The sequence below is a fragment of the Pseudochrobactrum mosebachae genome (assembly GCF_048914685.1).
Classification (GTDB): domain Bacteria; phylum Pseudomonadota; class Alphaproteobacteria; order Rhizobiales; family Rhizobiaceae; genus Pseudochrobactrum.
Genome location: NZ_CP128408.1, coordinates 853,198 through 866,348, shown reverse-complemented (window position 1 = coordinate 866,348; position 13,151 = coordinate 853,198). Strand labels below are relative to the sequence as shown.

12 protein-coding genes are annotated in these 13,151 nt (G+C 50.4%); 8 read left to right on the top strand and 4 right to left on the bottom strand.

The features are described 5' to 3' along the window. Positions 1-208 precede the first annotated feature (208 nt). Positions 209-1,516, bottom strand: coding sequence for a phosphoribosylamine--glycine ligase (gene purD / locus MP213Fo_RS04035; RefSeq protein ID WP_421090390.1), 1,308 nt, complete (start codon positions 1,514-1,516; stop codon positions 209-211). 272 nt (positions 1,517-1,788) lie between these two features. On the opposite strand from purD, the gene ubiA reads away from it, so the two are divergent. Then, positions 1,789-2,772, top strand: coding sequence for a 4-hydroxybenzoate octaprenyltransferase (gene ubiA / locus MP213Fo_RS04030; RefSeq protein WP_421090389.1), 984 nt, complete (start codon positions 1,789-1,791; stop codon positions 2,770-2,772). 121 nt (positions 2,773-2,893) lie between these two features. On the opposite strand, the gene pdxH is transcribed toward ubiA, so the two are convergent. Beyond that, positions 2,894-3,505, bottom strand: a complete 612-nt coding sequence (pdxH, locus tag MP213Fo_RS04025) for a pyridoxamine 5'-phosphate oxidase (protein ID WP_421090388.1) — start codon at positions 3,503-3,505, stop codon at positions 2,894-2,896. A 306-nt stretch (positions 3,506-3,811) separates the two neighbouring features. Here pdxH and MP213Fo_RS04020 point away from each other — a divergent pair, with 306 nt between their 5' ends. From MP213Fo_RS04020 to MP213Fo_RS04010, 3 genes are all read left to right on the top strand, one after another. Next, positions 3,812-6,544: an autotransporter domain-containing protein gene (locus tag MP213Fo_RS04020; protein WP_421090387.1), complete on the top strand. Its 2,733-nt coding sequence runs from the start codon at positions 3,812-3,814 to the stop codon at positions 6,542-6,544. 345 nt (positions 6,545-6,889) lie between these two features. Next, a complete protein-coding gene (locus tag MP213Fo_RS04015) occupies positions 6,890-7,285 on the top strand; it encodes an RT0821/Lpp0805 family surface protein (RefSeq protein ID WP_421091005.1) in 396 nt (131 codons plus the stop codon). A gap of 294 nt (positions 7,286-7,579) precedes the next feature. Beyond that, positions 7,580-8,491, top strand: a complete 912-nt coding sequence (locus MP213Fo_RS04010; protein WP_421090386.1) for a DnaJ C-terminal domain-containing protein — start codon at positions 7,580-7,582, stop codon at positions 8,489-8,491. Between the two features lie 33 nt (positions 8,492-8,524). Here the strand turns inward: MP213Fo_RS04010 and MP213Fo_RS04005 are convergent, their stop codons facing one another. Continuing rightward, positions 8,525-8,725 (bottom strand): hypothetical protein, encoded by a 201-nt coding sequence (locus MP213Fo_RS04005; protein WP_421090385.1) that lies wholly within the window; start codon positions 8,723-8,725, stop codon positions 8,525-8,527. A 310-nt stretch (positions 8,726-9,035) separates the two neighbouring features. On the opposite strand from MP213Fo_RS04005, the gene fabI reads away from it, so the two are divergent. Beyond that, a complete protein-coding gene (fabI, locus tag MP213Fo_RS04000; protein WP_421090384.1) occupies positions 9,036-9,854 on the top strand; it encodes an enoyl-ACP reductase FabI in 819 nt (272 codons plus the stop codon). A 10-nt stretch (positions 9,855-9,864) separates the two neighbouring features. Then, the gene (locus tag MP213Fo_RS03995) at positions 9,865-10,464 is read left to right on the top strand and encodes a histidine phosphatase family protein (RefSeq protein WP_421090383.1); all 600 of its coding nucleotides are present in this window, start codon (positions 9,865-9,867) and stop codon (positions 10,462-10,464) included. Positions 10,465-10,525: 61 nt separating this feature from the next. Here MP213Fo_RS03995 and MP213Fo_RS03990 read toward each other — a convergent pair whose 3' ends face one another. Next, on the bottom strand, positions 10,526-10,783 hold the full coding sequence (locus MP213Fo_RS03990) for a DUF1344 domain-containing protein (protein WP_421090382.1): 258 nt from the start codon (positions 10,781-10,783) through the stop codon (positions 10,526-10,528). Between the two features lie 260 nt (positions 10,784-11,043). Here MP213Fo_RS03990 and aroC point away from each other — a divergent pair, with 260 nt between their 5' ends. Together aroC and MP213Fo_RS03980 are read left to right on the top strand one after the other, a co-directional pair. After that, positions 11,044-12,135 (top strand): chorismate synthase, encoded by a 1,092-nt coding sequence (gene aroC / locus MP213Fo_RS03985; RefSeq protein WP_421090381.1) that lies wholly within the window; start codon positions 11,044-11,046, stop codon positions 12,133-12,135. Positions 12,136-12,188: 53 nt separating this feature from the next. After that, on the top strand, positions 12,189-13,148 hold the full coding sequence (locus MP213Fo_RS03980) for a histone deacetylase family protein (protein ID WP_421090380.1): 960 nt from the start codon (positions 12,189-12,191) through the stop codon (positions 13,146-13,148). Positions 13,149-13,151: the final 3 nt, after the last annotated feature.

Below are 13,151 nucleotides of genomic sequence, written 5' to 3'. Positions count from 1 at the left end.
GTCAATAATCACTCCAATATCAAAAAGTAAGAAAAAACCCGCTGTTGCGATGATGCGCAATAGCGGGTTTTTGTTATTTATGATCCGGTGATTATGAGAGCATTTCACTATCAAGTTGAATCAACGTGATAGGTATGACAATGCGATAAATCTAGAATCTAGAGCGAACGCTGTGATCCAACCTGAACGTTACCCGCTCTAGCCCTAATTATTGGTCGGCTTTTTCACGCTCTACCGCGCGCCAGCCAATATCATTACGGCAGAAACCGCCAACCCATTTGATTTTGGAAACCGCCTCATAGGCTCTGGCCTGCGCCTGTGTCACAGTGCTGCCGGTTGCGGTCACATTCAAAACACGGCCGCCATTGGCCAGTAACTCGCCGTCTTTATGGATGGTGCTGGCATGGAATATATTGACGGCTTGCAAAGCTTCGGCATCTTCCACGCCTTTGATAACTGTGCCTTTGCGCGGGCTTGCAGGATAACCGTCTGCGGCCATCACCACGGTGAGGGCGGCTTCATTGCTCCAGCGCACTGAAATCTGATCCAGCATGCCATTGACGGTGGCAAGCATAATCACCAGCAGATCATCTTTAAGGCGTGACATTAGCACCTGACATTCAGGATCACCAAAGCGGGTGTTATATTCAATCAGTTGCGGGCCGTCTTTGGTAATCATCAGACCGGCAAACAGCACGCCTGTAAAGGGCGCTCCTATCTCAGCCATGCCGCGCATGGTGGGCTCAATCAGTTCGCGCATTGTGCGCTCAACCATACCCTCATCCATCACCGGTGCGGGTGAATAAGCGCCCATGCCGCCGGTATTGGCGCCCGTATCACCGTCGCCAACACGCTTGTGATCCTGCGCAGATCCAAAGGGAAGCGCAGTTACCCCGTCACAAATACAGAAAAAGCTGGCTTCTTCACCATCCAGAAATGCTTCCACCACCACTTCAGTACCGGCATCACCGAACTGGCCTTCAAAACAGGCATCGACAGCTTCAAGGGCTTCATCCAAAGTCATGGCAACCACCACGCCTTTGCCTGCGGCCAAACCATCGGCTTTAACAACAATCGGCGCACCTTGCGCACGAATATAGGCTTTGGCTTTCGGGGCATTATTAAAGCGGCCATACGCACCGGTCGGAATATTGAAGCGGGCGCAGAGATCTTTGGTGAAGCCTTTGGAGCCTTCAAGCTGGGCAGCAGCCTGTGTCGGGCCGAAGGCTTTGATATTGGCAGCTTTCAGGGCATCAACCAGACCGTCGACCAATGGCGCTTCAGGGCCGATAACCACGAGATCGATTTCAAAACTGTGCGAGAACGCAATCACGGCATCATGGTCTTCAATATCGATATCGATCAGTGTGGCGTAATCTGCAATGCCGGGATTGCCGGGGGTGCAATAGAGAGTGCCAAGCAGGGGAGAGGCGGCAAGTTTCCACGCAAGGGCGTGTTCGCGGCCACCGGAGCCGATCAACAGGACTTTAAGAGCTTCTGAAGGGGAGGTTGTCACAGGCTTTTCTCCATTGCAGGATTTGGCATAAGGCTTGCCCCTTCTTTACGAAATCGATAGAGATTTTCCTAGAGCATTTCGCAGCCAAATGTTTTCATTTGGCGACAGCGACAATGCGACACGAATACTGGCATTTCGCAGCACAGCGCGATGATGCTGAACATAACAAGATTTTGTAAGACAGTCGTTTCATTTTCCAGAATACGTAATCTATGCGCTTTAAAATCGAGTGTTCTTTTTTAAAAATGCATAGATGGAGGGAATTTTATAAGATGGTTCAGGTTCAAACGCGCGGCAAAATGGGCAAGGTCATGGACGCGCCTTCCGGCCATTGGGTTTATAATGTTTTACCCAGACGTCTGTGGCCTTATGCGCAGCTCGCCCGTTGGGATCGCCCGATCGGCTGGCAGTTGCTGCTCTGGCCTTGCCTGTGGTCGGCAGCCTTGGTGGCCAGTGCCGGTGCCAAGGTCGGCGATAATGTGTGGAGCGTTTTGCCGTCAGTGTGGCATTTGCTGCTGTTTACCATCGGCGCGATCGCGATGCGTGGTGCGGGTTGTACCTATAATGATCTGGCTGATCAGGATATTGACGATCAGGTGGCGCGCACCCGCTCGCGCCCGCTGCCATCCGGTCAGGTTACGCGCAATCAGGCGAAAATATTTCTGGTGCTGCAATGTCTGGTTGGTCTTGTTGTTGTCCTGCAATTCAACTGGTTTACGGTTGCTCTGAGCTTTGCCTCGCTGATTATTGTTGCCGCCTATCCGTTTATGAAACGTATTACCGACTGGCCGCAGCTGGTGCTGGGGCTGGCTTTCTCTTGGGGGGCATTGGTGGCATGGTCGGCTGAAACCGGCTCGCTGGCGCTGGCGCCGGTGCTGCTCTATATCGGCTCGATCCTGTGGACAATCGGTTATGACACGATTTATGCGCATCAGGACAAAGAAGATGATGCGCTGGTCGGTGTGCGTTCAACAGCGCGGCTGTTCGGCTCGAAAACCAGAATCGCGCTGATGGCGCTTTATGGCGGGGCATTACTATGTTTCGCTGGCGCTTTTGCTGTGGCTGAAGTGCCAATGCCTGCTTTGGCGGGCTTGCTGGCAGCCGGTGTGCATCTGAACCGCCAGATCATGGTGCTCGATATTGATAATCCGGAACAATGTTTGCGACTGTTCCGCTCCAATAATATTGTCGGCTGGCTGATTTTTGCCGGACTGGTTTTTGGTGCGCTTTGGGTGGTGTTCAAACCACTGGTCTGATGAGTGCAGAACAAGCGTTTTGTTGATTTCTCTTGTGTGGATCTTACTTCGAAAACCGCTTCGCCCTTTTCGCGATATACTCAAAAAAGCCGCTCATGTGAGCGGCTTTTTCGTTTTGAGCTTAAGGATAGAATTTTTCTGTAACCCACTGGTCCTGTGGGGTGTCGCGTTTGAATATCAAACGGTCATGCAAGCGGAACGGGCGGTCGTGCCAGAATTCGATATAAGTCGGTTTGATACGAAAACCGGACCAATGTGGCGGGCGCGGTATTTCACCGATTGTAAAACGGGCAGTATATTCAGCCACAGCCTTTTCCAGCGCGAAGCGGCTTTCAAGCGGGCGGGATTGTTTGGATGCCCATGCGCCGATGCGACTGCCGCGCGGACGGGATTGAAAATACTCATCCGCTTCTGCGGCGCTCACTTGTTCTACCGGGCCGCGAACACGGATCTGGCGACGCAGAGACTTCCAGTGAAAGCACATTGCGGCTTTTTCTGCGGATAAAATCTCGCGCCCCTTCTGGCTTTCGTAATTGGTGTAAAAGACAAAGCCCTGCTCATCAAAGTCTTTCAGCAGTACCATACGCACATTCGGCATGCCGGTGTCATCCACTGTGGCCAATGCCAAGGCATTCGGGTCATTGGGTTCAGATCTTTCTGCATCTTTGTGCCATTCCGCAAACAGGCGGAAAGGTTCGGTGGATGCAGTAAAATCATCGCTTATAGTGTTCATTTTCTATCTTTTCATTCGCTCGGCAACACAACAGCAGGGGCTGCCGGATATTGGTTTAATGCCGTTATACCAAAATAGTCACTGGCATAGTAACTGGCATATCCACAGAATTGATGACACTTTATCCCCGCCTTACGCGATAAGTCCATAGATTTCAGGTCGGATAATAAATCCGGATAAAGTAAAAGCCTCTGCTAAGTGTAGTTTTTCAGATACATGAAGAAATAATAGTAAAAATGAATTTATAGTTGTCTTGCGGCGATGTTTTATGGCGTTTAAGCATTTTGGCTTGGGGGAGAAATAGAAATGCCAGCCATCAGTTGCCGTAAAACAATTATCGCCGGTTTGCTGATAAGCACGTGCTTTAGCGGCGCTGCTTTTGCGCAAGCAACCACCTCTATCAGCAGTGGCGATCCGGCTGACCCCGCAACATGGCGCACAGCGGAATTTAACAGGCAATACTGGCTCGGATTTATCGGCGCTGACTATGCTTATGCAATGGGGGCGGATGGCAGTGGCGTTAAAGTTGGTGTGATTGATACCGGCTTTGCAGTTAATCACCCTGAATTTATCGGCAGATATGAAGAGGGCGTTACGGTTCTGCCGGATAAACCTTGGTATATTGATGTCAATTCTGGCACCCATGGTTCAGCCGTTGCAGGGGTTATTGCTGCCAACAGAGATGGCCAAGGCATGCATGGCGTGGCACCCGGCGCCACCATTGTTCCGGTTAATGTTGATATCGGCGGTGGGCAAGTTGATTTGAATGCCACCGTTGCCGGTATTTACGGGCTGGTCGCACGTGATGTGCATATTATTAATAATAGTTATGGCATGGCGAATGACATTACGCGTTATCCGCCGGAATTTATATTTGAGCAATTTGGGACGGCTATTACAGCTTTCGAATACGCCGTTGACAACGATACCCTGCTGATCTGGGCAACCGGAAATGACGGTGTCTCCCAACCGCATATACAAGCGAGTATGCCCTATCTGGTACCCGAGCTGGAGCGCGGTTGGCTGGCCGTGACGGGTTATGATTATGAATATGCCAATCAATGTGGTGTTGCCAAAAACTGGTGCCTGACTGCGCCGGCTTATGATGTTGTTAGCGTTCAAGGCAATGGCGGCTATCAGATGGTCAATGGCACTTCATTTGCCGCCCCTCATGTTGCAGGCGTTGCGGCGCTGGTGAAACAGATGTTTCCTTATATGACTATGGATCAGGTGCGGCAGGTTCTGCTCGGAACTGCACATGATATCGGCGCTGTAGGCGTGGATGAAATCTATGGATATGGCGTGCTGAATGCCTCTGCTGCTGTGTTAGGGCCGGGTAAATTTGACTGGGGTAACTTCCATGCCAAAATTAATGACAGTGAAAGCCTGTGGTTTAACAATATTACCGGTGCCGGAGGTCTGGTTAAATCCGGCACCGGTATTCTGACACTGTTCGGCGATAGCACCTATACAGGCAAAACCGTTGTTAATGACGGCATCTTGGCCTTGGCAGGCAGCCTTACTTCAGATCTGTCGGTCACACAGCACGGGACATTTGCCGGCAGGGGCACGGTCTATGGCAATATTGACAATTCAGGCACGATTTATGGTGGCTGGGGAGAGCAGGGCGGCGCCCTGACGATAGCCGGAGATTATCACCAAGCGGCAGCTGCGGTGATGGAGGTTAAAGTCGGCGCCGTTAATGGCACAAGTCGCGTTGACATTTCCGGTACTGCTGATCTTGAAGGTGGCACAGTTTCCGCGTCTCTTGTCGCTGGCGGCTATCGCGGAGATACTCGTCATACAATCCTGACATCCGGCGCTCTCACTGGCACATTCGATAATATTGCTGAGGAGTATGCATTTCTGGATTTTGGTCTTGGTTATGATAGCGGTAATGCCTATCTCGATGTTAGCAGAAATGATCTTGCCTTTGCTGATATTGGTACAAGCCATAATCAGCGCTCGGTTGCTGCCGGTATTGAGAGCCTTGCCAATACTGCCGCCACACGCGCTCTACCCACCGCTGCGGCTTTGGATATTTATGACCTGATTGTTGAATCCAATACACAGCAGGCACGCAATGCTTATGATTTGCTATCAGGTGAAATTCATTCAGGGCTTAAATCGGCACTTCTTGATGAAAGTCGCTTTGTAAGACAGGCAATTGCTGGCCGTTTTCGTGAGATGAAAGCGCAGCCCGCGAGCACATTATCACCGGTTATCTGGGGACAGGCCTATGGCTCATGGGGGCACCTCGCAGGGGCTGCGGATACCGCAAAGACAACGCACCGGTCAGGTGGCATTTACGCTGGTATTGAGGGTGAACCTGATGATGCATGGCAGGCAGGTTTTGCTGCCGGCTATGGTAAAACAACGCTTGAAGCTGATGCGCGCCTTTCATCAGCCACTGCCGATAATTATACCCTTGCCGCTTATGCGGGCCGGCAGTTTGATAGGCTGGCTTTGCGGTTTGGCGCTGCACATACATGGCACTCCATCTCGACCACGCGCATAACCCCGCTTGGTACCGCATCCGCAGATTATAACAGCGGTGCAACGCAGGTTTTTGGTGAGCTCAATTATGCTCAAAATTATAATCAAGTCACCTTCGAGCCTTTTGCAAATCTGAGCTATGTCAATTTGCGTACAGGTTCTATCGATGAAAATGGTGCCGCGGGGCTCATTTCACAAACCGGCCACAATGATAATATTTTCTCTGTTCTGGGTCTGCGGGCGCAGACACATCACGAGGTTTCGGCTGATATGCAGCTGACACTGCGTGGTATGGCGGGCTGGCAGCATGGTTTCGGTGATGTTTCACCTGATACCAGACTGGCTTTTACCGCCTCAAAAGGAGTTGATGTTGCTGGTTTTTCAATCGAAGGGGCAGGATTCTCGCGGGATGCTTTTGTTGCTGAAGCAGGATTTGCGCTGACGATGGCCAGACAATTAAGCGTCGGACTTTCTTATAACGGACAAATTTCGTCAGCGCTTAAGGCACATGGTATTCGCGGTGATCTGAGCTGGAAGTTTTAGCGTATTTCACACTCAGGCATAATCGAGGCCTGATCTGAGTATGATTCAAGCTTGATCCAAACTTGATCCGGGCACAGATCAGTAGATCACTGTTTACAACGATGCGGAAATCTTTGACGTGGATTGGTGTTTTGTTTACCTTCTGAACTTACCGCTTGTTAACCCGATTTTGCCAATAATAAATACTGCTTAACAATAACGACCGGAGCGTCGTTGTCATAACAACGCTCCGCCGCCTGCCAGGATGATCATTTGCCCGTTACAAAACCAGACACACAGCCAGTTGCCGTCACTCAGGAGCACCGCTTGCCACGCAGTGCACAGGGTGTTGTCTGCCGGGCTTTGATGGTGTTTGGTCTGGTCTCGATGGTTGCAGGTTGTGCGATGTCGGGTTTTGATCTTGAAAAAGCAGCGCCGGATACCACCAATATTACCGGTTCTGTGAGTAAGGCAGTGCAGACAACGCCCGATAGCAGCAAATTATCGGATCAGAATACTATCCGTAATGTCGTGTCTGCCTTGAATTTTACCCAATGGGGCAAAACACCTATTCCTTGGGCGAATGCAGATACTGGCAGTCAGGGCACCATCACCACAGTTGCTGAAACTAAAAACGCCGCAGGGCTGTGCCGCGAGTTTGAAACCTCACGGGAGGCTTTTGACGGTGCAGCGCTCTATCGCGGGCAGGCCTGTATGGCTGAGGGTGGTAACTGGGCGCTGACTTCTTTTGCGCAGCTCTAAAATACACTATCTGTATGCGCGCTCTGGTTGTATTTTTGATTGCTATAATGCAATTTACAGCACAATATTATAGCGAACCTTCTGGAAAAGACGCGTAACCATGCGCATATTGCATGGTAAGATAGACCGTATTTTGCCAGTTACCCATTATTTCAGTGCAATATTGTTCTATGTGCAGCAGCAGCATGCGCAGTGCGCTTATAATCGGGGCAAATGCTGCGGGATGCGGTATGAGTGTGATTAATGACAGGTGATTCCCGATAGTTATCGGCACCACAGCTATGAAGGAATACTATGCGCGATCCCTACAGCGTATTGGGCGTCGCCAAAACGGCGAAGCCAGAAGAAATAAAATCAGCTTTCCGTAAGCTTGCAAAAAAGTTTCATCCTGACCAAAATCAGGACGACCCTACGGCGCAGGGAAAATTTGCCGAGATCAATCAGGCTTACGAAATCGTTGGTGACAAAGATAAACGTGGCCAGTTTGATCGTGGCGAAATTGATGCTGAAGGCAAACCTGCCTATCAGGGTTTTGGCGGGCAGGGCGGCGCTCAGGGCGGAGATCCGTTTGCAGGCTTCCGCAGGGGGCAATCTGGCGGGCATCAAGGTGGTTTTCAGCAAAGCGGCTTTGACGGCGCTGAAGATATTCTCAGCAGTATTTTCGGGGGCGGCTTCAATGCCGGTGGCCGGGCGCGGAGCCGTGCACCTGCAAAAGCACCGGATTTGAAGGCCTCGATCTCGGTATCGCTGGAGCAGGCTGCCGGATCTGAAAAAGTTGAGGCGATCTTTCCGAATGGTAAGAAGCTCTCAATCAAACTGCCCAAATATGTTGAGGATGGTCAGACCATTCGTCTCAAGGGTCAGGGCGAGAGTATTCCGGGAGCCGTAGACGGCGATGCGCTGGTAACAATCAATATTAAAAAACATCCGCGTTTCCGTCAGGAGGGGCGTGATTTGCATCTCGATCTTCCGGTGCCGCTGAGTGATGCAGTTTTGGGTGGTCGCACCGAGGTTGAAACATTGGATGGACGGGTGGCAATGCGCATCCCTGCATGGTCGAGTTCGGATAAAACACTGCGCTTGAAGGGGAAGGGTTTGCCGAATAAAACCGGTGATGCCGGTGATTTATTCGTACATATTCGCATTATGCTGCCGGAAAATGGTGACGAAGAACTCGAATCATTGCTACGTTCGCGTGCGGGATAAGCGCATCCCAAAAAGTGTGAAACGGTTTTTGGATCAAGATGCGCGTTCAAACAAACCTGTTGAGCGTTTTCTGCTTTGATGGAAATGTTCAACAGCGCATCCCAAAAAGTGTGCAACGGTTTTTGGACCAAGGTGCGCGTTCAAACAAACCTGTTGAGCGTTTTCTGCTTTGATGAAAACGTTCAACAGCGCATCCCAAAAAGTGTGCAACTGTTTTTGGATCAAGATGCGCATTATAGCATTGCTGCAGTATAATGAGAAAATTGAGCGCAAGTTAGATGCGTAAATAACAAATGAGAGCAAACCTGCGAAAGCAGCAAAATATATCGGTTCTTAATAAGAGGCGCAGGTAGTTTTCAGCCTGGGCTCTTTGATCTATTGTGTTGGTTGAAATCGTTACATATTAGAAACAGCAAAATGTTAACTGCATTAAAAAGGCTGTTTTCAAGGGATGACGGATAATTTTTTCTGTCTTTGCTTGAAGGTGAGGCCGTGCTGTGCGATAGGCAACTGTTCAGATTAAGTTTTTTATGAGGTATGGTGCATGACCACCAAATCCGGTTTATTGCAGGGCAAACGCGGGCTGATCCTGGGATTGGCCAATAATCGTTCTATCGCCTGGGGTATTGCCAAAGCTGCACGGGAAGCTGGTGCGGAAATTGCTTTAACCTATCAGGGCGAAGCGATGAAGAAGCGCGTTGAGCCGTTGGCGGCTGAACTGGATGCGTTGGTATGCGGTCATTGTGATGTGACTGACGACGCTTCCATGGATGCTGTTTTTGCACTGATCGAAGAAAAATGGGGCAAGCTGGACTTTCTCGTCCATGCTATTGGCTTCTCCGATAAGGATGAGCTGACTGGCCGTTATCTTGATACGTCAGCTGCTAATTTTACCAATACAATGCTGATTTCCGTTTACTCCTTCACAGCGCTGGCACGCCGCGCAGAGAAGCTGATGAATGACGGCGGTTCCATGCTGACACTCACCTATTATGGTGCAGAAAAAGTAATGCCGAACTATAATGTTATGGGTGTTGCCAAGGCCGCACTTGAAGCCAGCGTTAAATATCTGGCTGTTGATCTTGGCCCTCAGAATATTCGCGTTAATGCGATTTCCGCTGGTCCGATCAAGACATTGGCTGCGTCCGGCATCGGCGACTTCCGCTATATTTTGAAATGGAACGAGTATAACGCACCATTGCGCCGTACTGTTACCATTGATGAAGTGGGTGATTCAGGCTTGTATTTCTTGTCCGATCTGTCGCGCTCAGTGACCGGTGAGGTACATCATGTGGATAGCGGCTATCATACGATTGGTATGAAAGCTGTTGATGCGCCGGATATTTCGGTCGTCAAAGATTAAGGATCGCCAAATGACACGGGATATCATTTACTTCTCGCGTCATGGCGAGACTGACTGGAATGTATCGCAGCGTGTGCAGGGCCAGATGGACATTGATATCAATGCCCATGGCCGCACACAGGCAGATCGCAATGGTGATATGCTGAAATCTCTGATCGGCACTGCAGAGGGCTTCGACTTTGTCGCCAGTCCTTTGCGCCGAACCCGCGAGACCATGGAACGTATCCGCACCCGTATGGGACTTGATCCGTTGGCCTACCGTACTGACCCTTTATTGATGGAAGTGCATTTCGGCGACTGGCAAGGTCATATGATGGAGGAGTTCGAATCTGTCGGTGTCGGCGGCGCCGGACTTCTCAAGCAGCGCGAAGATGATAAATGGACATTCGTACCGCCGGGTGAACATGCGGAGAGCTATCAAATTCTCTCGCAGCGTATTGCCAAATGGCTGAAGACTGTGCAGGGCAAAACAGTTTGCGTAACCCATGGTGGTTGTATCCGCACATTATTTTACCTGATTGAAGGCGTGAGCGGCCATGATGCCGCGCATCTTTCTGTGCCGCAGGACAAGCTCTTGAAGCTTGAAAACAACCGCCTTGAGTGGGTTTGATCAGAATATTTGCAATAAAAAAGCGCCTTAACCGGCGCTTTTTTATTGCTGACAGAGAGTTTTACTCTCCGTCGTCTTCGTCAATATTGCTAATATAGCGAATATTATCGACCAGATCAAAAGTCACAATAACCTTCATGCCTTTTTCAATGGCGCTATAATCAAACTCGCCCGGCAGGCGGTATTCTTTACCATTGTCGAGCGTAATAGATTCTGCATCTTCATTGATGCTGGTAATTTTGCCTTCGGCATCGTCAGCCAGAGCAGTGCCAGCAAAGAACGGTGCCATTAGCAGCGTGAGGACAGCCAGAATGCGCATAAGAAATCCTTTGTGGTAATCTGAGTAAAATCTGCCGGTTAATTATGGCATTTGAACGGCTTGTAAGCGTTAAAATTCTGCTTTTTGCGAAACGCGTTCGGGCAAGTTTGAATGTTTTTGACGAGGTTTTTCTCGGAAACTATGCTTTTTTCATAACAGGCTTTCGTGTGGTTTGACCACAGCCTAAAAGCTGAATAGAAACATTGCACGAAATGAAATTATAAGAGCCGTGCCACGCCGGTTCAATTTTGGGGTTTTCTATGTCGCATAACAGCTTTGGCCATCTTTTTCGTGTGACCACATGGGGCGAGAGCCATGGTCCTGCACTGGGCTGTGTCATTGATGGCTGCCCTCCGGGTATCCAGTTTACGGAAGCTGAAATTCAGGTCTATCTCGATAAGCGCAAGCCGGGCCAGTCAAAATACACGACACAGCGCCGCGAGCCTGATCAGGTGCGCGTGCTGTCCGGTGTTTTGACCGATGAAAACGGTGTGATGACCACAACCGGTACTCCGATTTCAATGATGATTGAAAACACCGATCAGCGCTCGAAGGATTATGGCGAGATTGCTCGTCAATATCGCCCGGGTCATGCAGATTATGCCTATGATGTGAAATATGGCTTGCGCGATTATCGCGGCGGCGGACGCTCTTCTGCGCGTGAAACCGCAGCACGCGTTGCCGCTGGTGCAATTGCGCGTAAGATTGTGCCGGGCCTGACCATTCGCGGTGCTTTGGTTGCGATGGGTGTACATAAAATTGACCGCGCCCGCTGGGATTGGGCAACAGTCGATACCAATCCGTTTTTTACGCCTGATGCAGGATCTGTCGAGCTGTTTGCAGACTATCTGGATGGTATTCGCAAAAGCGGCTCTTCGATTGGCGCTGTAATTGAAGTGGTTGCAGAAGGGGTGCCTGCCGGTATTGGCGCGCCGCTTTATGCCAAGCTTGATCAGGATATTGCTTCCAATCTGATGTCGATTCCTGCGGTTAAAGGTGTTGAAATCGGTAATGGCTTTGAAGCTGCGACGCTGACCGGCGAACAAAATGCCGATGAAATGCGCATTGATGCGGACGGTAATCCGGTTTTCTTGTCCAATCATGCCGGTGGTATTCTTGGTGGTATTGCGACCGGCGCGCCGATTGTTGCGCGTTTTGCAGTTAAGCCGACCTCATCAATTTTGACACCGCGCCGCTCCATTGATGTGGATAGCAAGGAAGTGGATGTAATGACCAAAGGACGGCATGATCCGTGTGTCGGTATTCGTGCTGTGCCGATTGGTGAAGCTATGCTGGCCTGCGCTATTGCCGATCATTATCTGCGACATCGCGGTCAGACCGGCCGCGTTTAATCTTCCTTAGGGGCCAAACCGGCCGCATGATATAGTCGTAACGGACAGGTTCAGTGACAAGACTTTATTCGCATCCGGTTTTTCTTGAGCATCTTACCCCTGCCGGACACCCCGAGCGGCCGGATCGCTTGCGTGCTTTATTCAGCGTGCTTGAAGGCTATGATTATTATGCGCTGGATCAGGTTGAAGCGCCGGTAGCTCAAGAAGGGGCGTTAGAGCTTGTACACACACCTGCCTATCTGCGGCAGATTAAGGCACAGATTCCTGATATGCCGGATGAAGAGCAATTGGCGGCTGGCATAGCACAGCCGGTGATTGCTGTCGGGCAAGATACTTATGTGAGCCCGCAGAGCTGGCAGGCTGTGCTCACCGCAACAGGTGCTGCATTGGCTGCAGTGGAAGATGTTTTTAGCGGGCACGCAGACAATGTGTTTATCGCTTCGCGTCCACCCGGTCATCATGCATCGGCGGATACTGCTATGGGCTTTTGTATTGTTAATACGGCCGCTATCGCAGCGCGTTATGCCCAGCAGCATTGTGGTGCCGAGCGGGTAGCGATTATTGACTGGGATGTACATCACGGCAATGGCACACAGGCAATTTTTGAGGCGGATAAATCGGTGCTGTTTTGCTCGACCCATCAGGCGCCGCTTTATCCCGGTACCGGTGCGCTGAAAGAAACCGGTGTCGGCAATATTGTGAATGCACCATTGCTGGCAGGAAGTGGGAGTGAAGCCTTTCGTGAGGCTTTTTTAAGCCGCATTTTACCAGCATTAGACAATTTCAGGCCTGATTTAATCTTGATTTCAGCAGGCTTTGACGGGCATTATCTTGATCCGCTGGCACAACTGAATTTGACCGAAGCTGACTTCGATTGGGCGACAGGACAGGTGATGGAACGGGCAGACAGGTTTTGTAATAATCGCCTGATTAGTTTTCTTGAAGGCGGATATGATTTGCAGGGCTTGTCCTTTTCTGCTGCAGCGCATATTACGCGTATGATGAAAGGATAAATC

Coding starts and splice junctions, on each gene's coding strand:
- ubiA (WP_421090389.1), top strand. CDS start 1,789: ATGGTTCAGGTTCAAACGCGCGGCAAAATGGGCAAGGTCATGGACGCG.
- pdxH (WP_421090388.1), bottom strand. CDS start 3,505: ATGAACACTATAAGCGATGATTTTACTGCATCCACCGAACCTTTCCGC.
- MP213Fo_RS04020 (WP_421090387.1), top strand. CDS start 3,812: ATGCCAGCCATCAGTTGCCGTAAAACAATTATCGCCGGTTTGCTGATA.
- MP213Fo_RS04015 (WP_421091005.1), top strand. CDS start 6,890: ATGGTGTTTGGTCTGGTCTCGATGGTTGCAGGTTGTGCGATGTCGGGT.
- MP213Fo_RS04010 (WP_421090386.1), top strand. CDS start 7,580: ATGCGCGATCCCTACAGCGTATTGGGCGTCGCCAAAACGGCGAAGCCA.
- MP213Fo_RS04005 (WP_421090385.1), bottom strand. CDS start 8,725: ATGCGCATCTTGATCCAAAAACAGTTGCACACTTTTTGGGATGCGCTG.
- fabI (WP_421090384.1), top strand. CDS start 9,036: ATGACCACCAAATCCGGTTTATTGCAGGGCAAACGCGGGCTGATCCTG.
- MP213Fo_RS03995 (WP_421090383.1), top strand. CDS start 9,865: ATGACACGGGATATCATTTACTTCTCGCGTCATGGCGAGACTGACTGG.
- MP213Fo_RS03990 (WP_421090382.1), bottom strand. CDS start 10,783: ATGCGCATTCTGGCTGTCCTCACGCTGCTAATGGCACCGTTCTTTGCT.
- aroC (WP_421090381.1), top strand. CDS start 11,044: ATGTCGCATAACAGCTTTGGCCATCTTTTTCGTGTGACCACATGGGGC.